Annotated in this window: 18 protein-coding genes and 3 tRNA genes; 12 read left to right on the top strand and 9 right to left on the bottom strand. The window is 53.5% G+C overall.

Annotated features, from left to right (window positions below; all coding sequences use genetic code 11):
- Positions 1–33 precede the first annotated feature (33 nt).
- The 5 genes from ACTG2J_RS12610 to ACTG2J_RS12590 all read right to left on the bottom strand — a co-directional run bounded on the left by ACTG2J_RS12610 (position 34) and on the right by ACTG2J_RS12590 (position 6,470).
- Positions 34–1,458 carry an NAD(P)/FAD-dependent oxidoreductase gene (locus ACTG2J_RS12610; protein WP_439997538.1) on the bottom strand — a complete coding sequence of 475 codons (1,425 nt, stop codon included), beginning with the start codon at positions 1,456–1,458 and terminating at the stop codon, positions 34–36.
- A gap of 102 nt (positions 1,459–1,560) precedes the next feature.
- Positions 1,561–2,400 (bottom strand): FTR1 family protein, encoded by an 840-nt coding sequence (locus ACTG2J_RS12605; protein WP_149152722.1) that lies wholly within the window; start codon positions 2,398–2,400, stop codon positions 1,561–1,563.
- Positions 2,400–5,402, bottom strand: coding sequence for a YncE family protein (locus ACTG2J_RS12600; RefSeq protein WP_439997537.1), 3,003 nt, complete (start codon positions 5,400–5,402; stop codon positions 2,400–2,402). The genes ACTG2J_RS12605 and ACTG2J_RS12600 overlap by 1 nt, the downstream gene beginning before the upstream one ends.
- Positions 5,403–5,406: 4 nt before the next feature.
- Positions 5,407–5,856, bottom strand: a complete 450-nt coding sequence (locus tag ACTG2J_RS12595) for a hypothetical protein (protein WP_100653541.1) — start codon at positions 5,854–5,856, stop codon at positions 5,407–5,409.
- Between the two features lie 128 nt (positions 5,857–5,984).
- Positions 5,985–6,470, bottom strand: a complete 486-nt coding sequence (locus ACTG2J_RS12590) for a YqhA family protein (RefSeq protein ID WP_005333692.1) — start codon at positions 6,468–6,470, stop codon at positions 5,985–5,987.
- Between the two features lie 264 nt (positions 6,471–6,734).
- On the opposite strand from ACTG2J_RS12590, the gene ACTG2J_RS12585 reads away from it, so the two are divergent.
- The gene (locus ACTG2J_RS12585; RefSeq protein ID WP_113739339.1) at positions 6,735–7,724 is read left to right on the top strand and encodes a DUF2860 family protein; all 990 of its coding nucleotides are present in this window, start codon (positions 6,735–6,737) and stop codon (positions 7,722–7,724) included.
- A gap of 224 nt (positions 7,725–7,948) precedes the next feature.
- Here ACTG2J_RS12585 and ACTG2J_RS12580 read toward each other — a convergent pair.
- Both ACTG2J_RS12580 and ACTG2J_RS12575 read right to left on the bottom strand, forming a co-directional pair.
- Positions 7,949–8,024 (bottom strand) — tRNA-Asn (locus ACTG2J_RS12580).
- Between the two features lie 4 nt (positions 8,025–8,028).
- Positions 8,029–8,104, bottom strand: a tRNA-Asn gene (locus ACTG2J_RS12575).
- A gap of 486 nt (positions 8,105–8,590) precedes the next feature.
- On the opposite strand from ACTG2J_RS12575, the gene dauA reads away from it, so the two are divergent.
- The 11 genes from dauA to ACTG2J_RS12520 all read left to right on the top strand — a co-directional run bounded on the left by dauA (position 8,591) and on the right by ACTG2J_RS12520 (position 22,219).
- Positions 8,591–10,327, top strand: a complete 1,737-nt coding sequence (dauA, locus tag ACTG2J_RS12570; protein WP_113740740.1) for a C4-dicarboxylic acid transporter DauA — start codon at positions 8,591–8,593, stop codon at positions 10,325–10,327.
- Positions 10,328–10,510: 183 nt separating this feature from the next.
- Positions 10,511–10,598: transfer RNA gene (locus tag ACTG2J_RS12565), tRNA-Ser, on the top strand.
- A gap of 91 nt (positions 10,599–10,689) precedes the next feature.
- A complete protein-coding gene (locus ACTG2J_RS12560; protein WP_102948322.1) occupies positions 10,690–12,078 on the top strand; it encodes a site-specific integrase in 1,389 nt (462 codons plus the stop codon).
- A gap of 244 nt (positions 12,079–12,322) precedes the next feature.
- Entirely contained in the window at positions 12,323–13,495 is a 1,173-nt protein-coding gene (locus tag ACTG2J_RS12555) for a tyrosine-type recombinase/integrase (protein WP_227656665.1), read from the top strand.
- Between the two features lie 197 nt (positions 13,496–13,692).
- A complete protein-coding gene (locus ACTG2J_RS12550) occupies positions 13,693–14,472 on the top strand; it encodes a site-specific integrase (RefSeq protein WP_439997536.1) in 780 nt (259 codons plus the stop codon).
- Between the two features lie 101 nt (positions 14,473–14,573).
- Positions 14,574–15,605 carry an IS630 family transposase gene (locus tag ACTG2J_RS12545; protein ID WP_439997233.1) on the top strand — a complete coding sequence of 344 codons (1,032 nt, stop codon included), beginning with the start codon at positions 14,574–14,576 and terminating at the stop codon, positions 15,603–15,605.
- A gap of 721 nt (positions 15,606–16,326) precedes the next feature.
- Positions 16,327–17,682 carry a VapE domain-containing protein gene (locus tag ACTG2J_RS12540; RefSeq protein ID WP_102948324.1) on the top strand — a complete coding sequence of 452 codons (1,356 nt, stop codon included), beginning with the start codon at positions 16,327–16,329 and terminating at the stop codon, positions 17,680–17,682.
- A 926-nt stretch (positions 17,683–18,608) separates the two neighbouring features.
- Entirely contained in the window at positions 18,609–18,884 is a 276-nt protein-coding gene (locus ACTG2J_RS12535) for a hypothetical protein (protein ID WP_234923751.1), read from the top strand.
- A gap of 238 nt (positions 18,885–19,122) precedes the next feature.
- On the top strand, positions 19,123–20,172 hold the full coding sequence (locus ACTG2J_RS12530) for a chemotaxis protein (RefSeq protein WP_149153952.1): 1,050 nt from the start codon (positions 19,123–19,125) through the stop codon (positions 20,170–20,172).
- Between the two features lie 56 nt (positions 20,173–20,228).
- Positions 20,229–21,938, top strand: coding sequence for a hypothetical protein (locus ACTG2J_RS12525; RefSeq protein WP_201975651.1), 1,710 nt, complete (start codon positions 20,229–20,231; stop codon positions 21,936–21,938).
- Positions 21,932–22,219: a YkgJ family cysteine cluster protein gene (locus ACTG2J_RS12520; RefSeq protein WP_149153902.1), complete on the top strand. Its 288-nt coding sequence runs from the start codon at positions 21,932–21,934 to the stop codon at positions 22,217–22,219. The genes ACTG2J_RS12525 and ACTG2J_RS12520 overlap by 7 nt, the downstream gene beginning before the upstream one ends.
- Positions 22,220–23,491: 1,272 nt before the next feature.
- Here ACTG2J_RS12520 and ACTG2J_RS12515 read toward each other — a convergent pair.
- Positions 23,492–24,214 carry an AcvB/VirJ family lysyl-phosphatidylglycerol hydrolase gene (locus ACTG2J_RS12515; RefSeq protein WP_439988550.1) on the bottom strand — a complete coding sequence of 241 codons (723 nt, stop codon included), beginning with the start codon at positions 24,212–24,214 and terminating at the stop codon, positions 23,492–23,494.
- An 11-nt stretch (positions 24,215–24,225) separates the two neighbouring features.
- The gene (gene mprF, locus ACTG2J_RS12510) at positions 24,226–26,775 is read right to left on the bottom strand and encodes a bifunctional lysylphosphatidylglycerol flippase/synthetase MprF (protein WP_439988551.1); all 2,550 of its coding nucleotides are present in this window, start codon (positions 26,773–26,775) and stop codon (positions 24,226–24,228) included.
- Positions 26,776–26,839 lie beyond the last annotated feature (64 nt).

Genomic DNA, 26,839 nt, shown 5'->3' with positions numbered 1-26,839 from the left:
GGCGTCTGTCTACCTGTTGGACACCGACAAGCCTCACGCCACGCTCTGGGTTTCGATCACTGTGTTTTCGTTGCGATGGTTAAAGATGGCGTGGCGTCTGTCCACCCCGTCGATCACCATGTCAGCGGCCATCATCCCCATCTCCATGGCGGTGTCGGTGAAGATGTAGCGGAATGTCCCCTGACGGCCGGTCATGATGAGGTTGCCTATCGGCATCAGCGCCTTGATGGCTTCGTTGCGGCGTGCCTGATAGCCGAGATCCATCAGCGGATAGGCGTATTCGCTACGCGCTTCAAAAGTTTCATCGCCAAGCTTGGCGGTATCGACACCGAGACTCGCGAGATCGGCGGTAACCCGACCGCGCAGATCAGAGAGCGGCGCCTGCCAGGTGGCATCCCCCGGATTGCAGGGGATCTCCAGCATCACCGAGGTCTGGCCCTGGGGTGCCATAAAGGGGCTACGGCGGCGCGGCTCCTGCAGGCGGGTCGCCAGAATATGGGGGTCGGAGAGGTACTGCCAGGTGTTGTCCGACAGGTTCTCCTGTTTGAGCGGCATATTGACGAAGCGAAGCGAGCGGTAATGCAGATCGCACGGCAAGCCCAGATGCTGGCAGGTGAGCGGCAGCGGCAGGGTAGAGATCACCTGATCAAAGTTCTCGCTCTGCTCAACGTTATCTTGTCTCCAATACACCCGTTCGATGCGGCCATCAGCCTGCTCAAGGCGGGTGATGGTGGCGCCGGTTTTGAGCTCAACGCCCTCGGCAACCAGCCGCTCCCCCAGAGTGGTGAAGATCTGGCCGAAGCCATATTTGGGGTAGCGATATTTGCGGGCATAGGTGCGCACCGAGATACTGCCGTTGCGTCTTGGCAGCAGGCGGCGCGCCACGTCTTTGAGATCGATGAGGCTGATGCGCTGACCGGCCCAGTCGGCGGAGAGCTTGTCCGGGTTGATGCCCCACAGCTTGCCGGTGTAGCCCTCGAAAAACTGACGGTAGAGGGTGCGGCCAAAGTGACTCTGGATCCACTCGGCAAAGCTCGCCTTGGCAAAATCATCCGGCTTCTTGCTAAAGGGCAACAGCAGCAAGTCTTTTACCGCACCGGCCATCAGGGCCAGCGGCGCCGTCTTGAGCAGGTTGGGCAGGTTCAAGGGGTAGTCATAGGTGCGTCCGCCAAAGCGGATCACGCTCTTGCGCTCGGCGTGGAGCAGGTCATCCCCCATCAGCTCGTCGATAAAGGCGAGCAGCTCGGGGTTTTTGGTGATAAAGCGGTGACCGCCGTAGTCAAAGCGATACTCTCCATCGCGCCCCTTGAAGGTCTGGGTGGCGCACATGCCGCCGACCACCGGCTCCTGCTCGAACAGGGTGACTGCAAAACCGGCGCGGCGCAGGCGCCAGGCAGCCATTAAACCGGCGGGGCCGGCGCCCAGCACCGCAATGCTTTTCTTGTTGTTATCGCTCATGACCTATTCCGAAACTGCTTGATAGATAAGGGAACCGCGCCAAGGCGCGGCTCCCGAATAGTGTTGTTACCCCGTGGCCTTGTTGCCACAGGGCGAGTTGGCTCAGCCCTTGCCAGTCGCGACGTTCACCTTAGGGCGATAGCTGCGCTGCCAGAGGGTAACGAAGATCGCCAGATAGAGGGCCCAGGTCAGCAGCTGCAAGCCAGCGGGTGAGGCATTGTAGCCAAACAGGGCGCGCAGGAAGGTACCAAATACCCCCTGATCGTCGAGAATGTGGCTGATGTCGAACACCGGCGTGGTCCAGAAGGTGATGATGTCTGCCGCTTGCAACATGTTGACGGCGGACGAGAGCAAGCCTGCGGCGATGATGATGATGAGCAGGCCGGTCCAGCGGAAGAAGGGGGCCAGCGCCACCTTGCGGGTGGAGCGCAGCAGCCCCCACACCAGCGCGATGGAGACCAGCAGCCCCGCCAGCGCGCCCATCAGGCCGGATTGCAGATCCACCCCTTGACCGGAGTAGAGCAGGGCGGAGAAGAAGAGCACGGTTTCAAACCCTTCGCGCATCACCGCCAGAAAGGCGAGCAGCACCAGACCAAACAGGTTGCCGCCATCGATGGCCGCATCGATGCGTGCCGTCATGGCTCCCACCTGAGATTTGGCCTGTTTTTGCATCCAGATCGCCATATAGGTGAGCACCAGAGTGGCAAACATCAGGATCCCCGCCATCAAGAGGTGGTTGTAACGCTCACTCTCGAACTGGCTCACCACCACCTGGAACAGGAAGGCGACGACAAGAGAGGCGATAAGGCCGAGCCCCACCCCCAGATAGATGAACTTGTTGTAGCGGCTCGCCCCCAGCTTGGCGAGGTAGGAGAGGCAGATGCCGACCAGCAGGAAGGCTTCCAGCCCCTCGCGCAGGGTAATGAGAAAACTTGCAAACATCAGGATTGAGGCTCCGTAGCGGGCGTGACGGGGAGAGGCTGCAGGGTAAGTTGCAACCGATTTAGCTGCACTATGGGTGGCTCCGGCAAGCTTGGCTCGGCGGTGCGCACCGCATCATTGACCCACTTGGGGTAGGTGCGGAAATTGAGTTTGATATCGGCCTTGAAGGGCCCTTGGGCTTCTGCGGGCAGCGACCAGACTTCATCGCGCCAGCCATCGGCCGGAATGCGGGTATCTTCCAGCAGTTTGGCGTAGCGCCAGAACTTGAGCCCCACCGGCTTGCCCTCGGCATCGCCGAATACTTTGCGAAACAGTCGCGCATCCTCAGGGACGGCACCATCCACCGGCTGGCCACTGGCAAGCACCACCTTGCCGCTGGCGTCTGTGACGGTCAGCTCCAGCCAGAGTTCACGAAAATCGGCTACCCCGGTGGGCAGGGCATGGCCTGCGCCGGTATTGGCGACCCGCACCACCAACTGCTGGCTATCGGCAGCCTGTTCGATACGGGCGGAGAGGGTAGCGCTGGAGCGCAGCAGGGCCAGACTCTCCTGTTCAAGTGCAGGATTGCGCAGCCCCACCAGCTGGTGCTGGCCGCCGGTAAAGTTGTGGCGATAGAGCCGCGCTTTCATGGTGCCGTTTTCGGTGGACTTGCCCGCCACCGGTGCGCCGCCGTTACCCGGCTCCGGGTTCATATGGCAGTCGATGCAGGTGCGCCGCTTGGCGGGATCCTTGGCCTTGGCGAAGCTGGATTTTTCCCACTCGTCCCAGGTGTTGACGATATTGGCGCCGGTGCCCGGGGCAAACTCGTTGTGGCACGACTTGCACAGGGCCGCGTCGCGGTAGAAATCCTTCTGATAGGAGGCTTTGTGGGCCGCCGGACGGGCGTTGATCTGCCGCTCGGCCAGCCAGTGCTTAAGGCTGCCACCGGCGGCATCCTCGAACACATAGCTCTCGCGGTCTTTCAAATTCACGGTAAAGGCGCTGTTGCCGCCCGCGTCTTCCACTTTGGTGATGCGATGGCAGAGCACGCAGCCGGTCCCTTCCTCAACCACAGGTTCGCCCGCCTTATGGGCGGCAATCAGCGAGGCGCCACCCTGCTCGAACATATGGGAGCCCTTGGGCAGATCCAGCTGGCCGGTCATCACCTGCTGGGGCATATGGCAGCCCTGACACCACTGGCCAAACGCTTCCCCTTCGGTTTCGCGGGCCAGCGCCTGCACCACCTTGTAGTAGGGGTGGGAGTTGCCCATCAGTCGGTGGTTGCTCTCGCTCCAATCCTTGAACGCTTGGCTGTGGCAGTTCTGGCAGGAGGCGGAGTTGAGCCACTCCTTGGGATGAGTGGTCGGCGCCTTGGCGGGATCCGTGCGCGGGGCATCGAGTCGCAGCCAGTTGGCGAGATAGGGGAGGTTGCCATCGGCGGTGACGAAGGCGTGCAGATCTTCCATCATCGCCTTCACCTCGGGCTGGGGCTTGGCGGGGTCAACTGCCTCGGCCCCATCGCGGGTGTCATGGCCCATGCCGCCCTGGGTCTGCTGGGTCATGCGCAGGTATTCGCCGACAAAATCCCCCGCCACCATGTTGGTGAGGTTGGCGTGGCCGTTGATGGCGTTGTCGCCGCTCTGCTGGCGATGGGCCGCCATCAGATAGCGGTTGGTGAAGTTGAACCCGTCCAGATGGCAGGAGTTGCAGCTCATCCAGTTGTCTCCCGCCATGGGGAAGCGTGAGTTGGCGCCGTTGTTGCCAAGCGTGTTACCAAGATGGAACAGCCGCTCGCCGCGCTGAAGCGGCTCGGGGCGCGGATCTGTCTCTACCAGCTTGGCGAAGTGGGGCACATCGACCGTGACTCGGGAAAACGGGCCGCTGCCGCCGCTATTGAGGCGGGTGAGATCCTGCCCCATGGCGTTGTGCACCAGAATATGGTCACCGTCGATCAGCAGATCCCGCGGATTCTGGCCCGGCAGGTGACGCAAGAGCTGGGTCGCCTTGGCGCCCCCCTGAAACTTCTTGCGGCGGTGACGGTTGTTGTTGGACTTGCCGCTGCGGGAGAGGTCAAACACCAGCAGATCTTCCGAGCCAGCCAGGGTCAGATAGACCCGCTTGCCGTCGGTGGCGAAGCGTGCTGCGAACGGGTTGGAGACGATCTGGCTGCGGTTGCCGACGCTTGGCAGGTTGATCTGCAAAAAGAGCTGTTTTCTTTCATCGACCCGCTCTTTCTCCTCATCCAGATCGATGATGGAGACCGCCGGAAAGACGGTGCTCTGAAACTGGAAGGGGTGGTCGAAACTCCACAGCACATGGGGCAGCCAGGCCTCGCTGCCATCGGGGGAGAGGGCGATGCCGTCGAGCAGGCGCGGCAAGCCCTGGGAGTCGCTCGGCGTGTCGCTATGGGTCTCGGCCAAGGTAATGAGTTTGGGCTTGGGAAGCGAAGATCCCTTGGCGCCGTGGCTAAGCTTGGCGAGATCATAGATGGCGAGCTGGCCTGTCATGGCGTGGGTGAGCAGCAGGCGATCATCGTCGGTCAGGGCCAGCCCGCGCGGGGTCTCGGCGGTTTCTGCATCCAGCTGGAGGTTGCCCGCGGTGTCGTAGGCTTGCAGGCGAGCGGATTCGAACAGCGTGACCCAGAACCACTGCCGCTTGGCATCGAAGATGACCCCATAGGGGCGGTGGCCGGTGGGGATCGTCTTTTCCAGATCGAGATCATCATCCAGCAGCAGCAGGCGATCGCCGCTGTAGTCGGTGACCAGCAGGGTGCCATCATCGGCGCGGGCCAGCTGGCGCAGATCGCCCCCCAGCTGCACCTCTTTGAGCCGCTTGCCGCTATCGCGCTCAAGCAGGGTGACGGAACCTGCGCTCAGGTTGGCGGTGACGAGGCGCGGGGCGCTTCCCTCCTCATAGGCAAGCATCCCTGAACCCATCTGTTGGGCCAACGCAAAGGGGCTGGCCAGCAGCAGGAGGAGGGCCAGCAGGGGTGACAAATATGCAGAGAACGATGACTTCAACATGGGATCAGGAGCGCCATTTCAAGATGGTCCAGCGCCAGGCGTGGCGCAGCACCAGAGGAGTTAACGCCAATGCGCTCAGCCAGTGGGCCCAGCTGGCGAGGTTGCCCGTGGCATCGCCCGGAGTGCCGTGCAGCACCAGCAGCAGGCCGCTGGCCAGACAGATCAGCAGCAGGGCTTCGATAATCCGCCCCGTGGTGCGCAAAAAAGGTTTGTTGCTGCGGTTCAACAAGCTGCGATGGGAGAGCCAGAAGGCGCCAAACAGCAGCGGGAACAGGGTGAGCGAGAGCATCACATGGAAAAACAGATTCCAGCGTGCCAGCGACCAGAGCGGAGTCAGCGGCTCCCACAGCAGCAGGCCGGAGAAGAACATCAGATAGAGGGTGCCCTCGGCGGCCTGATGGTGGTAGGCCAGCCATTGCCAGAATTGTCGGGGTGAGAGAGAAAGGCTTGTCATAAAGGCTCCAGCACCCGGGCGGGGCAGCCCGGAGGGAGCAAGTTTATAACGCAGTAAGAGTAATGAAAAGTGTTATCAATTGTATTGCTGGTGAATCAAGGCTGAACAAGCACAGTGATCAAACTCGACTATTTATGCTCCGCCATCCGCTCGGTCACCGCATAGATGAGCGCGGCCAGCGAGAAGGCGAGAAACACCACCACGGACCACTTCATATCGACTTCATTGATGATGCCATCTTCGAGAAACGCCTTGAGCACCTCTACTCCGGCAATAGTCACCAGCGAGTTGATGACGATGAGCTTGAGGGAGGCAAAGTTGATCTTGCTAAGCCAGTTGCTGCTAAGGGAGGCGCGCTGCTCTTCCGTCTGGATAAATTGCACATAGCCACAGATGGCGACCAGGATCAGCATCTGGGCCACCAGTATAAAGTCCACCAGAGTCAGCACGCCGGTAATGAGATCCAGATAGGGGATCTCGAAAATGTTTACAGAAAGCTGATAGAGCTGCATGGCAAACTTCACCATCAGCAATACCACGCAGATGAGAATGCCAATGTAGAAGGGGAACATCATCAATCTGCTGCCATTGAGCATGAAATTGAATCGACGCATGAGAACTCCGATGTTGGGAAAGTGAGTATGGCGCGAGCAGCCCGCAGCGTTGCAAGGCTGTGGGGGCTCATTATGCCGGGTCGCCCCCTGCTTGCGCTTATAAAAAAATAAAAAGCCATCATAAAAAATAAAACCGCATCCAGCTGTCTTATTTGTGATTTTTCCCTGCCGTAACATGCCGCTTCTCAATTCAGGGGGGCGACTGCCTCCCTCCTATTTATCAGGCTCGGCCCACTCTTGTGGCCGCTTGCCAGGAGTGTTGCGATGCGTATTGGTCTGCTGTTGAGTATGGGGATGCTGGTTGCAAGCGGGGTTCAGGGACAAGAGCTGGGGGCAATTCCCGGGGAGTCTGGTTTTTCCGGCAGTGTGCTGGCGGGGGCCAGCGTTGGCGAGACCAAGTCCAATTTTGCCACGGGGAGTGCAGGTAGCGAGCGTATTGACGCTTTGGGTGCTGCGGCGCAGCAGCGCCACCTTGATCCGGTGATCAACGGGGATCTGCGCTACACCTTTGCCTCCACCGGTAGCCAGCTGTTTCTGGGCAACCTCATTCAGGATGCCATTCGTGGCGACGGTACCCAGCAGTTCGGGCTGCGCCAGCAACTGGGGGACAAGGGGATCGTGACCGGTTCGCTGGTGTTCAATGCCACCCCGGCCAAGGTGTGGCGCGATCCCTTTGCGGTGGGGGTGGAACGCGAGCAGAGTGACGTGCGCTCCCACGGCGCCCGTCTGGCGTGGGACAACATCTGGGGCAGCGCGTTCAGTGGCAGTGTCACCAGCCGCGACGTCAAGGTGGATGGGGAGTCCAGCGGCGAGCAATATGGTCGCGCTGTGATGGGGATGCTGGATCGTAATGGCCGGGTCAACTTCGCCGAGCTCTCCTACCAGTTCCGGCTGGCAGACGATCAGTTCCTCGAGCCAGCAGTGCGCTATGAGAAGGCTGATCTGGCGGGCAGTGCCGAGTCTTATGTGAGCAAGGGGTTGCAGCTCACGTACGCCAAAACCTCGCCCCGCTGGTCATTTGTCAGCAACCTCTATCTGGGCAAGCGCGACTATGACGAGGCCAACCCGCTGTTTGGCCAGCGTGCCGACAGCCGCGACATGGCCATCGATGCCACCCTCTTCTGGCACCAGCTGTTTGGCATTGCGCCGCTCTCTGCACTCCTGAGCGCCAGCTACGCCACGGCAAACTCCGGGATCGACTTTTACGATATTCGCGCCACCAGCATCACCACGGGCCTGCTCTACCGCTTCTGATCCCGGCATCCGGCAGCGAGATGAGGTGCACACAAAGGGGCTGGTCAATCCAGCTCTTTGTTTATGGGATGGCGCTCAATAGACAATTCAAGCTGTATGCAGGTTGGTCATCACATGCAGACAAGAGACATTATGACAGAGGGCATATGAAGGGCGCGCGTGACAGGGAAGGAGGCGAACAGCAGATACGAAAAAGCCCAGCCAAAAGGCTGGGCTTTAGAATTTGGCTCCCTCGACAGGACTTGAACCTGTGACATACGGATTAACAGTCCGCCGTTCTACCGACTGAACTACGAGGGAAAAGTGGCTCCTCCTACTGGACTTGAACCAGTGACATACGGATTAACAGTCCGCCGTTCTACCGACTGAACTAAGGAGGAATTGCCTGTCTCGTTAAGACGGGGCGAATATTAATGACCAGGGCGGCGGGTGTCAACCCGCGAATTTCCTGAAAACCGGATTTTCGGACTGTTTGCCCAAAAGTTGCGCTTTGCGGTTTATTTTCAGCACAATCAGTCCCTTGCCATCGCTCCCCCAACCGGCCCAGGGGTTATTGGCTCGGTTCGCATCAACCTGATGATGCCAGTATGATGTCGCGAACGTGCTGGTAACACGGTGGGGCTTAAATGGTGATCTTTGTGGCTAAAAGGGGGAGAGCTGGAGTCAAGATCGGCGATTTGGCGGCAAATAAGCCAAATAATGGGTAAGGGCGAGTTTCATTGATCCTGCCCATCGAAAAAATGGCCCGTCTGGAGTAAGGTTACGCAGGATACCATCGCCGCGTCGACAGCCCTGCCGGCCCTTGATGATGATCGGGCGCCGGATCTCTCCGGCCTTTATCTCCCTCTTCTGGTATTACGATATACATGCACAAGCAAGCCTCTTTAAATAGCGTGAAGCTCGCCATAGCCTTACGCCAGTCCTGTATTGATGAACCCTATAGCATGGCCCGCTTCGGCCGTGATCTTATCGCCGGTGTGACGGTGGGCATCATCGCCATCCCGCTCGCCATGGCGCTGGCCATTGCCAGCGGTGTACCGCCGCAACACGGTCTCTATACCGCCATCATCGCCGGTATCGTGATCGCCGTGACCGGTGGTTCCCGTTACTCCATCTCCGGCCCGACCGCTGCCTTTGTAGTGATCCTCTATCCGGTCGCCCAGCAGTTCGGGGTCGGTGGGCTGTTGATGGCAACGCTCATCTCCGGCCTCTTTCTGGTGGCGATGGGGATGGCCCGTCTTGGCCGCCTTATCGAGTACATTCCCCCGTCAGTGACGCTGGGCTTTACCGGTGGTATCGCCATCGTGATCGCCACCTTGCAGATCAAGGACTTCTTCGGCCTGAGCGTGCCCGAGATGCCGGAAACCTATCTGGGCAAGGTCGAAGCGCTGGCCGCCGCCCTGCCAAGCTGGCAGTGGGGCGATACCCTGGTGGGGGTCGCAACACTGGCCGTGCTGCTGCTCTGGCCGCGCCTGCGTCTGCCTGTGCCCGGCCACTTGCCCGCGGTGCTGGTCGGGGTGGGTCTGGGTTTTGGCCTCCATTACTTTGGGGTGGATGTGGCCACCATCGGCAGCAAGTTCAGCTATACCCTGGCCGATGGCACTCAAGGGATGGGGATCCCGCCCATCGCGCCGACCCTGGTGATGCCCTGGGCCTTGCCCGGACCGGATGGCTTGCCAGTTGAATGGAACCTGGCGGCTGTTGAGCGGCTGCTGCCTGCCGCCTTCTCCATGGCGATGCTGGGGGCGATCGAATCGCTGCTCTGCGCCGTGGTGCTCGATGGCATGACCGGTCGCAAGCACAGCTCCAACGCCGAGCTGGTGGGGCAGGGGCTTGGCAATATCTTCGCCCCCTTCTTTGGCGGTATTACCGCTACCGCCGCCATCGCCCGCTCTGCCGCCAACGTGCGCGCCGGTGCTACGTCCCCCATCTCGGGGATCGTTCATGCGCTGGTGGTGCTGGCCGCCATTCTGGTGCTGGCCCCCTGGCTCTCCTGGTTGCCGCTCTCGGCCATGGCTGCCTTGCTGCTCATCGTGGCCTGGAACATGAGTGAAGCGCACAAGGTGGTGGAGCTGATCCGTCGCGCCCCCAAATCCGATGTGCTGGTGCTGCTGGTCTGCCTGTCGCTCACCGTCATTTTTGACATGGTCATCGCCATCACTTTCGGGGTGATCCTGGCTTCCCTGCTCTTTATGCGCGAAATCGCCAAGATGACCAAACTGCACGATTTGGCCGAGCACAAGCGCTATGCCCATGAGGTGCCGGACAACGGCCTGCTCTACAAGATCAACGGCCCGCTCTTCTTCGCAGCGGCCGAACGGGTCTTTGCCGAGCTGGAATCACAAGTGAAAGGACACAAGGTGCTGGTGTTGCAGATGGAGGCGGTTTCCATCCTCGATGCGGGCGGCCTGTCTGCCTTCCTCCACTTTGGCAAGCAGATGGCTAAAGCCGGTGTCGAGTTGCGGGTGGCCGAGTTGCAGTTCCAACCGCTCAAGACCCTGGCCCGTGCCAAGGTGCGGCCGCAGCCCGGCAAGCTGGAATTTTACGGCTCGCTGGAAGAGGCGCTCAAAGGTGAACATTTGCACGAAGCGGCAGTAAATTGATTGAAAGGGATACGAAACGGCATATTTTTGGTCACTTGGTTCGGATATTGAGCAAACGAACGCAAAAAGTAAAAAATTGCATTGACCAAAAGCCATCGTATCCCTTACATTACGCCCCGTCGCCGCGGCATGGTCCGCCAGCGAATGTGCAGCTCAAGCACATAAAGCAGTGAGCAAAAATTTGGTGAGGTGTCCGAGTGGCTGAAGGAGCACGCCTGGAAAGTGTGTATACGGCAACGTATCGAGGGTTCGAATCCCTCCCTCACCGCCAAATTGAGTGTGAATCAACCCCATGAATTTCATGGGGTTTTTTCGTTTCTGGAGGAGCGAAAAGGCCAGTGTCACTATGAGGTGTCACGATCATGCCGAGCTACCTGCTGAAAAACCGAAACGGAAACTACTATACCCGCATTCCGTTTCCCCAATCCCTCCGCCTGTTAGGCTGCCCCCTAGAGATCAGAGTCTCCCTGCTTACCAAGGATCGCAGTGAAGCCACGCTACGCAATCTGGTTGCAGCACATGGCATCAAGATAATGATGGGCAGATTACCCGCTCTCTTGAGGACTGACAGCCATCAGCCGACGACCCGTTTTCGAGACCTTATCGCGCCGGATCTGGCTCGCTTACGCCAACAACTGCTTTCCTCTGCTAACGGGCTTATTCAGTCGTCCCCACTTCCTTATAGTCAGCCCGATGACGTGTCAGCAGCATCCTGCTGCGACTCTCCAATGAGGGCATCGCAGTTACAGCCGTCTCTTGAGCCGATGCAGCACCTTGATCCGGTTACAGTGCCCAAGGCAATGGGCCAGTTGCAGGCTGAGTTTCTGGAGCGCAAATCGAATGAAAAAATCTCATCACGTTCGCTCCAGCAGCTCCAGACTCGTACAACAGCACTTATCAACGCTGTGGGTGGTGGCTTCTTCGTACAGGCTTTGAAATTCAGGCATGTAGATCAGTTTGTTCAGGAGCTGGCGACCAGTAAGGGACTGAAGACTGTGCGTGAATACAAGGCGGCCTGTACCCAGATGCTGAATTTTGCTGTGCAGATGGAATATACGGCCAAAAATCCATTTGATCAGGTCAAAATAAAATGTGCGCAGCCTACCCCACGACAGCGCTGGGAGCCCACCCAGCTCAGGGCATTGTTCAGCTCGGTAAACTTCACCCAGCACGCTTACAGCAACGTCGATGACTATTGGATACCCCTGGTACTACTACACACTGGCGCACGGCCTGCGGAGATCTGTCAGCTACGTGTCAGTGATGTGATGACCCAGGATAATATCGCTTGCCTCAACATTACCGACGAGGGAGAGGCGCAGTCGATCAAAAACGGCAACAGCAGGCGACTCGTACCCATCCACAGCAGGTTGATTGCGCTGGGATTCCTGCATTATGTCGAATTACGACGTAGGCAGGGCCATGTGCAGCTATTCAGTTGTACGGCTACAGGGGAGTTTGGCGAATGGACCAAAAATTTCGAGTGTCGCTTCTCCCGCTACCTGGGGAAACTGGGATTTGTGGCGGGGCAACGACCTACCGCCTATGGGTTCCGTCACACCGTTATTGATGAGCTGCAACAGCGTGATACACCCGAACATGCGGTCGCAGACCTGGCAGGACATAGCAAAATTGGTTTTACCTATCGCCATTATGGAAAAAAATCCACAGTGCAGCGTTTGCAGGCTGTAGTAGAACAATTAGATTTTTCTGATGCGCTTAAATTTGTTCTCCCTCACCGTCCAGAATAAGATTATCAAATAATATAAATAATTTCATCTGGACTATTTATATTGTTTTTTCTGGTGATGAATGACGCACATTAGGAATATCTAATAACCTGTCTTAAATTCCACTGAAATATTAGTAAAAATGGATATTGACAAGCCTGAAAAAATGTGATTTTGCATGTTGACATGTCGTTTTGATGCGGTTAGTCTCACCGCAAATGACATGAGGATGGAGTTAATGGCGTATAGAAAAAACAGGATGGCAATGACGATTGAAGTGGCACTAAAAAATAATGTTCTTATTATGAAGCCGGCATATGCGCCAGCTACATTTAAGGCTTTTCGTCGCAAATCTGAACAGCTGAATAAATGGATTGGTAGGCAGATTATCTCTGATGTGACCGCAACCGACATGGGCCTCTTTTTGGCTAGGTTGCATCAGGAATATAGTAACAAAACTGTAAATCACTATCTCTCAATCTTGCGGCAGATATTCACTCGGGCTGTGGACGATAGGCTGATTGCCATGAGTCCGATACAAAATATAAAAACGTGTAAAACATCTTCCAACGATCCCGATCCATTTTTACAGCATGAGATCCAGGCTCTGAGGAGTTGCGAGGAGCATTATCCGATTGAGGTGGCATTAATCACCCTGGGAATCGGTACTGGGCTGCGAATTAGCGAACTCATGGCTCTTACTGTCGAGTCAATTGATCTGAATAAGCAGCAGCTGTTTATCGATTTAGCGCTGGTGGATAAGGAATTTAAAATCCCAAAAACCAGGGAGTCAAAACGGGTCATTGAACTGTGTGGCTGGACTCTGAGCGCAGCCAAAACACTGGTTGAGTATGCCCATCAAAGACAACCTCAGTTAATTACTGTATTACAAGCGGACAATAAAAAATCTTTACAGATGTATAGAACCTTATTGGCGTATTCGCAGGAAGAAGATCGGCCCTATGTCTCTGTTGACGATTTTCGGGGGGCATTTTTTAGGCCCTATTGTGAACGAGTAGCTGTACGCTATCGAGGGCCTAGCCAATTCCGCCACACCTATGCGAGTCAGATGCTCACTGCGGGCGTCTCTGTAGAGCGGATTGCCCGTAAAATGGGGCTAACCAGTACCGCCATGATATATAGGCACTACGGGAAATGGATTGTAGAGGATGCACCTGATTATGATGCCGTTGAGGATACTGTGCTGGACCGCTGTTTTAATGGTTTTACGAAACTGGAACCAGCTACGATAGCTAAATCCGACGAGTCTCATCAGTGTTATGGTTCAGACACTGCGTCTATAGACGATAGTGATTCGAGAATACACGATATTTCCGTTAATAGCTCATCTACATTACATATGGATGATAGGCGGATGGCAGCTATACATAAATTGAGCCAGCGATGGGGAGTAGACAAAAACAATATATTCTTATAGGTCAAGTGGTTTTATTTAACTAACAACAAATCCACGATATAATACTGTATGCAATAATTCAATTATTGTAGTGATACCGTTCACTATCATTTTACGATAAACGTTACGTGAGGTGTTATCCTATATGGCTGGCGCTCATAACTGTTGCGTTAAGATAATAGATTTAAATAGGGGCCGAAAAGAGCCCTAGGAGATATATGACTACCAAAAAGACTGAGTTTGAGTATACGAAGCTGGCTGAATTTTTTTACCAACGCCTTGAAAATAGGGCGATACCACTCACGGCAAAAAATATTTCTAATGAATTGCTAGCCTGTGCACCAGATTACCGACCAGGGTATTGGCGGAGACTGCGATGTGCTCTGGCATATCACCAGAATATGCTGGGCTATGTTGATGCTGCCGAGCGTATTCGGAGGGCGAAAAACCCTGTGACTGCACATGGTAGTAATTTATCAAAAAAATCCAGACAGCCCCGCGCGAGGGCGATCAATCAGGCAGATGAGGATGCTCTGAAATCATATTTTAACCAGCGTGGTGACATTAGTATGGTTTCTGCCATCCTCATTTTTAAAAACGCAGGTATTAGACCCGCAGAGCTTTCAGGTCTGAGAGTGGATGGAAATCGGCTTATTGTGACGGGCGCTAAAAAAAGCCATAGCGGACAACGGGGGGCAGACCGCACTTTACTGTTGGATGGCATCGATTCTGGCCTGCTCAGATATTGTGTCATGCAGGCGAAACGAGTAGACATTGGTGTGATGCAGGACAGGCTGCGGGCTGCTGGTAAAAAACTATGGCCTAGGCGTAGGGCTCTACCCACATTTTATAGCTGGCGTCACCAGCTCGGCTCTGAGCTCAAAGGTTCCGGAATGGACCGCCAACGTATTGCATATTTGATGGGCCATCAGGCCACTGGCTCTGTTGACCGTTATGGCAATAGGAAATTGGCTAGAGGTGGGCGACTGCCTAAATAGCTGTTCCGAATAGTAGATCTCTGGAGGAAGGGAACTCAGTCCAGTTTGTGCGATCTCATTAGTCGCCAAACAAAACAAGCCACACCCAAAGGACTGAGTTGATGCCTATCCTACCACCCCTGCCACGACCACAACGGCGCCGCATTCACAAAATCATCCATGCCACGCGTGATAAAGGGCATGCTCGTCGCTTGATGGCCATCTTGCTGTTACATGAAGGCCGCACGATCACTGATGTTCATCACCTTACCGGCGCTGCTCGTTCGACCATCGGCCGTTGGCTTCGGTGGTATCGGGATGAAGGTGTGGGGGCGCTAGAAGCCTTACCGGCTGGCCGTGCCCCGGTCTTACCTGTCGCCAAGATTGTCACCTTACTGGTGCTGCTCATGCAGTTTTCTCCGCAAGATTTTGGTTATCAGCGCAGCCGCTGGTGTACCGAACTATTGGCTATCAAAATCAATCGGTTAACAGGCCTCAATATGGCAGCCTCCACACTCCGCCGATGGTTACCTCGTATGGGTATTGTCTGGCGAAGACCCGTGCCGACCTTGCGGATAAAAGACCCAGCCTATCAGGAGAAAATGGCGGATATCGACGCGGCGCTGGCCCGCTGTGATGCCGATCATCCGGTGTTTTATGAGGATGAAGTTGATATAGACCTCAATCCCAAATTAGGGGCCGACTGGATGTTCAGAGCGCAGCAAAAGCGGGTTGTCACACCGGGACAGAACGCGAAACATTACCTGGCAGGTGTTCTCCATGCAGGCAACGGAAGAGTGCTTTACGTCAGCGGGATAAAGAAAAACTCATCCCTGTTTATCGCCATGCTGGAAAAGCTGCGTCGCCACTACCGACGAGCCAAAACCATCACGTTGATCCTCGATAACTACATCATTCACAAAAGCAAACAGACCGAGCGATGGTTGAAGAAGAATCCCAAGTTCTGCCTGGTATTCCAGCCAGTTTACAGTCCTTGGGTTAATCACATCGAACGGCTGTGGCACAAGTTACATGAAACCATCACACGCAATCATCAATGCAGAGGAATGGCCAACCTGCTGGCTCGAGTGAAACACTTCATGGATACCGTGTCTCCTTTCCCCGGGAATAGCTATGGCACAGCGAAGGTGTAGCACTATTGGGATCAGTTATTTAGCTGCCCTGCTGATGCCGATTTAAGCGGAATTCGTATGACTCACAGTCAGCTATCAGCGGATAATACACATTATATCAAGCCTGAGTCTCCAGTAATAAATCAGGTCAATAATAATTCTGTGGGGAATAGAGGATTGGCCGCATTCATACGCAGAGGGAAAAATGAATCCAGTGGGAATGATTTATCATAGTCAAAAAACTCAGGGCGAATTATCTAAATGCAATCATTTTAAAATGGGAGGAAGTTGACAATACACAACATGGTAATGCCGACTGCCACACACGTAAGTACGAGGCGTGATACCACGTAAGAACGCGTTTTAAAACCATACTTACGCGCACAAAAGTGCGTAAGTATGTGGATGGGTCGAGGCACGAGACCGGAACCCCGTAGAGAGCTTGCGAACGGAGTGGGTGGAGAATCCATTTTTATGGATGGCATGAAGCGGGAAATATGGAATGACATCGGAACCATATGTGTGCCAAGGTGACATCTGACGAAGTATGAGGAAGATCAACCTTGACACATATATTGGTGACGGTCATCCATATTTATAGCGCAATGCCATTCATAAAAACTTTTTAGATTTAATTGAATTGGCTGGCTAATGTATTAGCGGCTCATGAAATTAATAAGTAGAAAATAATAAGGGTTCATATATAACAACAATCAGGCGATAACGCCCAGGATAACAAAAAATGAAAAACAATAAAAATACAACAGTTGAGCATGATATTCCGTCATATGACGGTCAGAACGATGGTGTTGCCACAGAGCAGGTTCAGCAGGCTGTTAGGTCAGTGATGCAGGGTGAACTGCTGACTCTGCCGGACATGGGCCCTACTGGCCGCCCTATCAAGACCAGTGCAAATCTGTGCGCCCTGATTCGATTTCAGGCATGGTTGCCGCGCTACAACCTGATGACGGGTGAGCCGGAACTGGCGGGGGCTGATGGTGAGCGCCTGGGGGGCTCTGAGGCGGGCCAGCGATCTGCGCTGGTTGATGCCTGCCAGCTGGCAGGTGTGCCGGATGCCGCAATTGATGAGCACCTGATCGCGATTTGTGAGCGCCACAGTTATCACCCTGTGCGTCACTGGCTCGAACGTGGAGCCCCGTGGGACGGGATACCGCGCATCGATGCGGTGATTGCTACCCTCAATGCTGCAAATCCTGCCTATGCGAGTGCGGTGCTACATGCATGGCTGGTTGGGTGTGTTGCTGCGCTCTATCAACCACGTTGGAATTCAAAACTGGTGCCCGTGCTGGCGGGGGCACAGTCCTATCGAAAAAGCGCCTGGGTGAGTCGTTTGGCTGCCGTGGTGCCAGGTTCGACCCTCGATTGCTCCATTAATCCAGACAAGCCGGATGACGTGCGCCGTGCGGTGTCAGCGTGGATTGTGGAACTGGCTGAGTTGGAAAGTACGACGAAGCATGAGTCTGGCTCGCTCAAAGCGTTCCTAACCAGGGAGAGCGACTGTTTCCGCCTGCCCTATGCCCGTAGCATGACAATCAAAAAGCGCCAGACGTCATTCATTGCCACGGTTAATGGATCAGATTTCCTCAGAGACCCAACAGGGAGCGCCCGATTTGCGGTTATCGAACTGGCCGCAGCGGCTGATGTTGATCGCTTGAATGCGATCTTGGGTTGGAGCTGGAATGCGGGCCGCCTTTCCCAGACTGATCCTGAGCAACTGCGCCAGTTCTGGCTAGAGGTGCTAGCTCTTTATGAGTCTGGCGTGTCGTGGTTCCTAGATGATGCGACCGCTGCACAGGCCGCATCGGCAAACGATGCTCACACCGACAAGGGCCCATTGTATGAATTGATAGCTCATCACTACCTGTCGAGCGAGCATTCCAATTTTGAATGGCTCATCGCAAGCGAACTGTGTACCAGGCACGGTGAGAAATTGAGCGCAGCTGGGGCCTGGGGTAAAGCTCTCAGGCAGCATGCGAATGATGGAAACATCGAGAGCAGGAAAGGGCGCTCAAACCAAACTCAGTACCGTTTGCCCATTGTTAACCCAAAAATGATGGGCAAAATCGACAAGAAATGACGTTCAAGCCCTGCCGATAAGGTGGGGCTTTTTTCTGCCCGCCTGTTGGATGCTGATGATTAAGTGGTTAAGCGCCGGTTAAGTGGGTTTTCGCGCTTCTTAACCAGCCTCAAACCTTCGCCATTACTGGCATTCGGTGAATTTTGGTTAATTGATTAAGTAATTTTTATATAAAAAGTCATTGAGTAAATATGCATGGGCTCCTCAAATGCTCACAACGCTTTGCGGCAACGGTGCTTAACCACCTAACCATCATTGCATCAAACGCTGTCATAGCAAGGCTCAGGGGTTGATTAAGAGGGGTTTGACTGGCTTAACCAGTGCCTAATCACAACAACCTATCACACACCATAAAGATTTCCGATCACCATTATACCGAGAGCCCAGCAGGCATATTGGGAATTGACGCTGCACAACCTAATGGTCGTCGGTGCTGATTTTCTTATTGCCGTTGAATACTCAACGGCAGATTAGCCACATTGGCACCCAGTATCCTTGTTTGGGTGTATCAGACCGCTCGATCCATTCCAGACAGCAGAGTCATACATTGACAATATTCGTTTGAGTAGTGATATGGCTCATGTTCATGGTGATAACACCATGGTAATATTGAAAAAATCATGAAGCAGCGCCCAAATGACTACGGCGATACTCATCCCCTGATAGTGCTGTCAGTTGGGTGCGGTAGCCATCCCAATGTGGAGCAGAGCTACAACAAGCCGGACGGGAGGGTTGTGACTCAAATGAGTTACAATTTGAACTCATTGGGGCAGATCTAACGTGGTTTGACGCCGGTATAGCTTTACTAGCATGAGTGCAATAGGAAACCCGGCAAGAGCCAGCCTGTTGCCTTGCCGCGCCCAGGGCCGTACATGCGGAATACGCTGAATGTGAATCTTTCCAAGATTACCTGAGTAAGAGGAATAATGATGAAAGTTTTGAATGAAATTTTGGCAATTATAAAGGAACATCCGCAGACCAAATCCAGCGGGGTGCTGGCTGCCGCGCTGGCATCCGCTTGCAACGCAGGCTACGCAGTATCACTGCTAGATGTGTCTGCTAGCCTTGACGATAACGGTAAAAGATTGGTTGACCGGCTTGCTCGAATTACTCAGGAGCCTGATTACTCGAACGGTGCGCAGGATGAGGCTCTCTACCAACTACGTGCGCTCGGGTTCATCCACGGATCGAGTAAAGAATGAAATCATACATGAACATAGCATGGCATGGCATTGTTGAGCAAAAACATCCTTTACTGATGTCGAGTACCTGTATCCCCCCGGATGAACATCAAGTGCGTGACTTTATGAGGGGTGATCAAAGCATGATCATTATTGGTAATAGTAGACGCGACAACAGGACACTCTTGGCAACCTCAGAGCATCAGTCTAATGCCATCAGCCTAGCCAGTGAAAATCAATAATACAAGGAGTTTATATTATGCCATTACCATTTATCTTAGGAGCAGCTGCAATCGCAGCAGCAGGATTTGGTGCAAAAAAGGGTTATGATGGATATCAGGATAAATCATTAGCGAATGATATACTCGAGGAAGCTCGTTCAAAATATGAAAAAGCAAAAGGCTCGTTCGATACCATCAATAATGAAACAACTACTGGTCTTGAGCAGCTCGGTTCTCTACAATTAAAAATAGGCTCTGATTTTAAAGAGTTTCGCAAACTATCAAAAGAAATTCTTGCCAAAATCAATTCCGCAAATAATAAAGACGTAGAGTTTACGTTACCAAAACATAAATTGGTGAAAATAGATGAGCTAGCCATGTCAACAACCGCATATCTAGGTAAGATTGCTGGTGCTGGTGTTGGCGGTGCAGCTGCGGCATATGCCGTATATGGTGGAGTAATGGCATTGGCGGCCGCTTCTACCGGTACTCCGATTGCAGCTCTCTCAGGTGCGGCTGCTTATAATGCTGCCATGGCAGCAATAGGTGGAGGTTCACTAGCTGCCGGTGGTTTTGGTATGGCGGGGGGCGCAATGGTATTAGGGTCTGTGGTCGCAGCCCCCATCATAGCTATTGCTGGTTGGGCTTATGCCGCCCACGCTGAAGAAGCGTTAAAGGATGCTCGTTCTACTCGTGATGAAGCAAATGCTGCCGTGGACAAACTCGAGCGAGCCAAAATACAGCTTAAAAAAACCTCTATTTATGTGGATAAAATCCATCGCCATACTAATAACCTCTATCAACAGTTTACGCCATATTTTGATATGCTTAAGTATATTAACAATCAAATTATAACCCGAGGGGCTATAGGTGATCTGAAAGAAGAGGCCTTGCAAATCATTGAAAATGGTATGCAGTTAGCCTCTATCCTGACTGATATTATTACTACTCCACTGTTCAAGCCGAAAATGGATAATAAAGGCAAGATTATCATGGACAAAAATAATATCCCTCAATTTGATACGGATGCCAATGGCATGCAGATATTGAATGAAGATGCAATAAATTCAGCATTAACTTTAAAATAGTTAAAAATAGCAGCGATGCTATCGTTACATCGCTGCTTTTTTCTATAGGTAAGACTATGAATAATGCACAAAGTATAGAGTTTGACTTTACCTCTGAGCTTCACACGCAAGTTGTAAAAAGCTTAGTCACATCCTTTGGTTTGGATTTTTTGCTGCTGGAAGATAAGAAAGGCGGTAACATCGATACCATCCATAATGTCAGACAACGGCAGCGTGGGGAGACCGATATCCATGTCTCAGATGATTTTAAAATATCATATGAGAACAAAGGTGAATATCGGCCAATAAAAAAGAATGAGCACGGCGACACCATTTTTTCTAAAAATAGCAAAGCTAAAAGAGAGGATATTTATCGCTCTGATGACAACTACAGAGCTCGTGGTGCTCAGGATAAAATTTTGCATAAAGATGGTCAACTCTATGATATATATAGAGGCGACACTATGCGACAGAATGAAGATCGCCAATTGGATCATGTTATCTCTGCCCATGAGGTACATCACGATGCAGGGAGAGTTCTAGCAGGGGTGGATGGCGTCGCGCTAGCCAATCAAGATTCTAATCTCATTTCTACACACTATTACATCAATAATATCAAACGAGAGCACTCGGTAGAAAAATTCGTCAATGAAATTGTCCCACAAAAGATAGAATCAACCAAAGACAATATTCATAAAATTAAAGCACGGTTAGATAAGATCCCTATTGATAGTCCAGAGAATCGACATAAGAGACGAGAGCTAGAGGCTGAAATTAACAGTGCTGAGCAAAAAATTGCTACGCTGGAGAGCATTGATACACAAAAAATGCTGGCAGCAGATAAGGTTGCACGCAAAAATTATGATCACCACATAAATATAGCATACTATACCAGTAGCAAATTCCTTACTAATACTGCGTGCGCATCAATAAACACCGGTGTGCGTATGGGTATGAGAGAAACGCTTGGTATCGTGCTGGCCGAAGTATGGTTCGAGTTAAAAGAGCAGTTTCCTGTTATTTTTCATAAGAATAAACATAACTTCACGTTAAGATCGTTCATGACAGATATTGGTAATATACTGAAAAATATCTGGCAGCGGGTAACCGATAAATTTAAAGACTTGCTGATCACCTTTAAAGACAGTGCCGTGGGTGGCATCCTTTCCAGCATAACAAATACACTTATAAATATTTTCACTACCACAGGTAAGACTCTTGGTAAATTTATTCGTGAAATGTGGGGCACTATGGTAAATGTTGCCAAATTGGTGTTTTTCAATCCACAAAATCTTGAGTTGGGAGATCTGACGCGTGAAGTGCTGCGCTTAATCTCCATGGGAGTTTCACTGTCGCTCGGTGTAGTATTAAATCAACATCTGATCACGGTGATGACATTTCCATTCGGCACGGAAATAGCTGCTTTCTTGAGCGCCATGGCAACAGGGATCATGACCGTTGGTATGACCTACTTCCTCGATCACAGTGAATTGATGAAAAAGGTTTGGAGTTTCTTAAATCAATTTAAGAGCCACTACAAGCGAACTCTGGAGCAATTCCAAACAATCAATTACAAATTGGACATGTATCTCGCCGAGTTGGCAAGACTAGACTTCAATATGGATGTTAACGAGTTACAAGCGTTCACAGATGCACTGTCTGTCACCAATAGCGAATATGAGCGTGGTCTTATTCTTCATGCAGAGATTATCAAACGAAATATTGATCTGCCATTTGAGCCTGGCAATTCCGAAAGTACCCGTAGTTGGCTAAAGAGCTTATGCTAAAATCGTTGAAATCTTTCCCATGTAATCAATGTGGCCTGTGTTGCCGCAATGTTGGCATGAGTGAAGTTACCGCCTATCTGGATGCGGGAAATGGGGTGTGTCGTCATTTTGATGACACTACCCATCTTTGTACCATTTATCATGTTCGGCCATTGATATGTAGGGTTGAAGATTATTATCATGCGAATTTGTCTCATCAGATAACATGGGCGGATTTTGTTGTTATAAATGAAGAAATCTGTAAAAACTTACAAGAACATGGTGTTCCATGGGGGAAGTAGTGAGTTTATTCTTATCAACGTGATGAGTTGCTGAATAAAGAATTCTTCCACTGACTGGTTGCAAATTTAGCTCTCGCCAGATGCTTGAAGGGGGTATTCCTTTGTCTTCACCTTTCTGTGTAACGACCGAATTAGCTGATGTAGATAAAAATTCGATCATATGTATCGTTTAAACACTACATTCAGAATTATAAACTCTAGTTTTTAAACGCACTATACGTTTGTAGCGTGACAAATCAGGGTGAGAGCGTGAGTTGCTGAAATGTTCACTTAACCATGTATCTTCTGAGTTGCAAGGGTAATTTATGTGCATATTTCATACAGGCTAATAGTGAGTATGCGATGTCAAATTTTCCGATAATTTGTAAAATTACCTATATAGACATGAAAATAAACAAAGATATTCTCATGATCTCGCCTTGTGTGATCCTGCGTGCTCAAGGTCTGTTTTCACTAAAGCTTCGCTGATAATAAAGCCATAAGGTTTTATTATCTAACGATCACAGTAATTGAATCCCCCCCTGATGATGAAAGAGGCAATAGGGAAATATTATACTTCGGCAGTATCAATCCAATAGCCTTATTGCACTCAGTTCCTGCATCCACCGCACTTAAGCTCCGCCCCTTATGTGACTGGCCGTACCAACTCTGCTTCATACATCAACGGCATGAATATTGCTTGGACTGCGCCACGAACGATGAATCTATGCCTGTCACTGCGTGACTTCATGCTGTGGATTGTAAGCTCTGTTTGAAAGTGATCTTGACTGGCTAGGTCTGTAACTGTCTTGGATCCGGTATCTGTCATGCTCAGTGATGGCCAGAAGAAGGAGACCTTTATTGGAGTGAATCGAAATATTAAATATAATTGATGTTGTCACAAAATCGTGGCACGATATTACTTGCTTTTAACTATAACTGGTTGATTCACAACGATTTAGTGAGTGATTTCGAGGGTTCGAATCCCTCCCTCACCGCCAAATTGCAAAGCCCTGATGGAAACATCAGGGCTTTTGTTTTATGGCGCAATCCCGAGCGGTTGTCAGCATAGGACTGCAAATCCTCATTGTTGATCGCCCAGCATCTGGCTGAACCTCTTGGGCAATCGTAGTGAAAAGCCTCGGTTACTTTGACGCCACGGCCAACCCATTGGTCGATCCTTTTAAAGTTTCCACCCGATTCAGTAAAAGGGCCTCTCGCAAGAGAGGCCCTTTTCATTGTTCGCTGATTTGCCCTGCTCGGTACTTGAAAGGCATTCCGTGGTGATACGGGTTAATGCTCAACAGTCAGTGGATCCGGGGGCAGGTTCAGATGCTTGGTGATGGCCTGATAGAGCTGGGGGTAGTTATCGTCAAAATGGTGTCCTCCCGGCAGGGTGATGCTGGTGACGTTGGGTTGGTTGAGACGGGGGCAGAGGCGGTCGTCGTCATCATCATCGGCACCTTGCAGGCAGACCATCGGCAGATCCCGGATGGTTTTCACCTGCGGTTCGGTCGGATAGCTGCGCGCCTTGTGGGTCAGCATGTCGCTGACGTGGATCTCGAAGTCCGAGCTGGTGGAGGGGGAGAGCATCACGGCCCCGACCAGCCCCTGACGATAGTGCTCCGGCAACCGGTTGATGACGAAGGGGACAATCTCGGCACCAAACGAGAAGCCGACCAGCAGCCAGCGGGGACGCTGCCAGCGAGTCTGGTAATCATCGAGGATCCGTTCCAGATCGGCGGTCACCTGCTCCGGGGTTTTCTTCTTCCAGTAATAGGTGAGGGAGCTCCAGCCCACGACCGGCATGTCGTGCAGCTGAAACTGGGCGCTCAGCCCCTTGTCGAGAGCCGCCCAGCCACCATCGCCGCTGAGAAAGATCACCATGGGGGCGTCGGATGGCTGCTTGACCGGCAGCTCAATCAGGCTCAGGTCATCCTTGACCGGGGCGGCGTGCGCCGCAAAAGATGCAACGGGCAGTACGAGACTGAGTAACAGCAATATCAGGGCTCTCATTGGCCATGCTCCTATTTCTTGATCAGCCCCAGCGGGCCGCGATTAATCAGGGTGATCAGGTGAGTCAGGGTTCTGGGCAGTACCAGCTTGCTGCTGCAGAGCAGGTAGCGGGGTTCCCAGCGGGGCGAAAATTTCTCCTTGTAGCGTCTGAGCCCCCGAAAGTTGTAAAAACGGCTGCCACGCACAAACAGGGTATTGCCAAGGCGGGCCCAGTAGCTGTTGAGCGGGTGATCGTTGAAGCCGGACATGGGGGCCATCCCCAGATTGAAGCTGGCGTACCCTTGCACCTTGCCCCACAGCAGCAGTTCGACAAAGAGAAAATCCATGATGGGGGCGGTGCCGGTATCCAGGCTGTAGCGCATCAGATCGATGGAGAGCATCTCCTTGTTATCGCTCACCCAGAGATTGGCAAAGCCGACGATCTGTCCCTCGTGCCACACCAGCGCAGCTGGGCTCAAGGTCAGGTAGTCAGGCTCGAAACGGCCGACCGAGAAGCCCTTTTCCTTGCCCATCTTGCTCTGCAGCCAGGTGTCGGAGACGGTCTGCAATCTGGGCAGCAGGGGGGCCACGGCACTTGCCTCGAACACCTCGAAGGTCAATCCTTCCCGTTTGCCCTTGGCGTGGCTCTGGCGCAGGTTGCGCAGCCGGCTGCCCGCCAGATCGAAGGTGGCCAGATCGACCATCGCCTCTTCACCAAGCTTGAAGGGGATCAGCCCCAGCTCCAGATAGAGCGGCAGATAGCGGGCCGAGACCTGATAAAAGACCGGATTGGCGTCGTGCTCGTCGCACCGCTCGCGAAATTGCCAGAGCAGCTCTTCGATCTGCTCGGGGCGACCGACCGGATCCCCCATCACAATCCAGCTGCTGCCCTCGATGCCATACATCAGGAAGGCGTCGCCTGCGGGGTGGAACAGTAGGGACTTGTCCTGCAACTGGGCCAGATAGCCTTGGATCCCCCCTTCACGCACCACCAGTTCGTGGGCGCGAGCAAGCGCCTCCTTGTCCGGCTTTTCACCGACTACGCGCAGCGGTGCAAGCAACTGGGCAACCCCGGCCAAGGCCAGCACGGCCACCACGCTCCCCATGGCGCGCAGGCCGCGGGCCGCCCCGCTATGGGGCGAGAAGTGGAACCAGAGGGCGTGGTCATACTCCACCTGACGGTAGGAGAAGAGCAGCAGCCACAGCGCCCCCAGCAGCACGGCGCCGACCGAAATGAGCCAGCCCGGGGTGTACTGGGGATAGAGCAGCGACCCCTTGCGATAGAAGAGGGAGCGGCAGGGGGTCATGATCAGCAGTAAGCTGCCGAGCAGCAGGGCTGACTCCCAGTCCCCCCCCTTGAGCAGGGAGAAGGCGATCCCCAGAGCCAGCAGCAGCTGGGTGATGCGAAACGCGGCGTCGTGACGGCGATAGAGGCTGCGAGCCAGCAGGATCAGGAGGATACCGCTCACGCTGCCGAGCACGTGGGAGAGCTCGAGCAGATGGAGCGGTAACACCTGCAGCCACACTTCGATGTGGCTGCGCATAGTCGGGATCATCCCCGAGCAGAGCAGCAGGCTGCCGGCGGCGAAGGTGCCCATGCTGATAAGGGCAGGCAGAAATTCGCGCACTGCGCTCATCAGCCCCTGTAGCCGCTGCCAGCGCGCTTTTTGTTGCAACATCTCCTGGCTGGTAAAAAGCAGCAGGGCGCAGAGGAAAGGCAGTAGGTAATAGATGCAGCGGTAGAGCAGCAGCGAGGCGAGCAGCTTGTCGGCTGGCAGGTAGTGAGCCAGCAACAGGCTCATGCTCGCTTCGAACACCCCAATCCCGCCCGGCACGTGGGCCAGCACCCCGAGGAAGCTGGCCAGCACGAAGGCACTGAGCAGCACGGGGTAGGGGACGCTATCTGCAGGCAACAGCACAAACAGCACTGCGGCGGCGGCCATCCAGTCGGCCAGCGCGACCAACAGTTGCAACAGACGTATCCGAAAGCCCGGCAGGGTCAGGGTGTGTTTCCGCCAGGAGAGACGGTGTGTAGGCCAGCAGAGGTAGCTGGCCACCAACAGCAGAGCCATCATGCCCGCCAGCCTGAGCAGGGTATCTGCCCACTGCGGCCAGTTAGGCAGCAGCTGTGATACATCGCAGGTCAGTAGGGCGCCACCTCCCCACGCCAGCAGGCCGAGGAAAAAGGTGATGGAGCAGAACAGCACCACTCGGGCTACCTCACCGGTCGCCAGACCGAGAGCTGAGTAGAGCCGATAGCGTACCGAGGTGCCGGTCAGCAGGGCAAATCCCAGGGTGTTGGAGAAGGTGTAGGCGATAAAGGAGGTGATGCTGACCTGTTGCCAGGGAAGGCGCTTGCCCAGCGCATGGAGCGCCAGCATGTCATAGCTGCAGAGGCAACCATAACTGAGCAGGGTCAGCAACAGGGCGCCCGCCAGTCGCAGCAGGGGTTGGGACCAGATGGTCACACGAATATCGTGCCAGTGCCATGCCTGAGTCAGGTGATACAGCACGGTCAGTGCGGTGCCGAGCAGCAGCAAGCTGCACAAGGGGCCTAGCCATTTAAGCAGATGACGCCACATGCCATGTTCCTGTGGTCATTGACCGTTTCCCGCAAAGGGGGAGCCGGGTCGTGGATCCGGTTTG

The organism is Aeromonas sp. 6P (assembly GCF_051919525.1).
Taxonomy (GTDB): Bacteria; Pseudomonadota; Gammaproteobacteria; order Enterobacterales; family Aeromonadaceae; genus Aeromonas; species Aeromonas veronii.
The sequence above is the reverse complement of the archived record's forward strand: the minus strand, read 5'-3'. Positions and strand labels throughout refer to the sequence as shown.

Bases quoted from the DNA above. Each gene is read 5' to 3' on its own strand.
- ACTG2J_RS12610 (WP_439997538.1), bottom strand. From the start codon at position 1,458: ATGAGCGATAACAACAAGAAAAGCATTGCGGTGCTGGGCGCCGGCCCC.
- ACTG2J_RS12605 (WP_149152722.1), bottom strand. From the start codon at position 2,400: ATGTTTGCAAGTTTTCTCATTACCCTGCGCGAGGGGCTGGAAGCCTTC.
- ACTG2J_RS12600 (WP_439997537.1), bottom strand. From the start codon at position 5,402: ATGTTGAAGTCATCGTTCTCTGCATATTTGTCACCCCTGCTGGCCCTC.
- ACTG2J_RS12595 (WP_100653541.1), bottom strand. From the start codon at position 5,856: ATGACAAGCCTTTCTCTCTCACCCCGACAATTCTGGCAATGGCTGGCC.
- ACTG2J_RS12590 (WP_005333692.1), bottom strand. From the start codon at position 6,470: ATGCGTCGATTCAATTTCATGCTCAATGGCAGCAGATTGATGATGTTC.
- ACTG2J_RS12585 (WP_113739339.1), top strand. From the start codon at position 6,735: ATGCGTATTGGTCTGCTGTTGAGTATGGGGATGCTGGTTGCAAGCGGG.
- dauA (WP_113740740.1), top strand. From the start codon at position 8,591: ATGCACAAGCAAGCCTCTTTAAATAGCGTGAAGCTCGCCATAGCCTTA.
- ACTG2J_RS12560 (WP_102948322.1), top strand. From the start codon at position 10,690: ATGCCGAGCTACCTGCTGAAAAACCGAAACGGAAACTACTATACCCGC.
- ACTG2J_RS12555 (WP_227656665.1), top strand. From the start codon at position 12,323: ATGACGATTGAAGTGGCACTAAAAAATAATGTTCTTATTATGAAGCCG.
- ACTG2J_RS12550 (WP_439997536.1), top strand. From the start codon at position 13,693: ATGACTACCAAAAAGACTGAGTTTGAGTATACGAAGCTGGCTGAATTT.
- ACTG2J_RS12545 (WP_439997233.1), top strand. From the start codon at position 14,574: ATGCCTATCCTACCACCCCTGCCACGACCACAACGGCGCCGCATTCAC.
- ACTG2J_RS12540 (WP_102948324.1), top strand. From the start codon at position 16,327: ATGAAAAACAATAAAAATACAACAGTTGAGCATGATATTCCGTCATAT.
- ACTG2J_RS12535 (WP_234923751.1), top strand. From the start codon at position 18,609: ATGATGAAAGTTTTGAATGAAATTTTGGCAATTATAAAGGAACATCCG.
- ACTG2J_RS12530 (WP_149153952.1), top strand. From the start codon at position 19,123: ATGCCATTACCATTTATCTTAGGAGCAGCTGCAATCGCAGCAGCAGGA.
- ACTG2J_RS12525 (WP_201975651.1), top strand. From the start codon at position 20,229: ATGAATAATGCACAAAGTATAGAGTTTGACTTTACCTCTGAGCTTCAC.
- ACTG2J_RS12520 (WP_149153902.1), top strand. From the start codon at position 21,932: ATGCTAAAATCGTTGAAATCTTTCCCATGTAATCAATGTGGCCTGTGT.
- ACTG2J_RS12515 (WP_439988550.1), bottom strand. From the start codon at position 24,214: ATGAGAGCCCTGATATTGCTGTTACTCAGTCTCGTACTGCCCGTTGCA.
- mprF (WP_439988551.1), bottom strand. From the start codon at position 26,775: ATGTGGCGTCATCTGCTTAAATGGCTAGGCCCCTTGTGCAGCTTGCTG.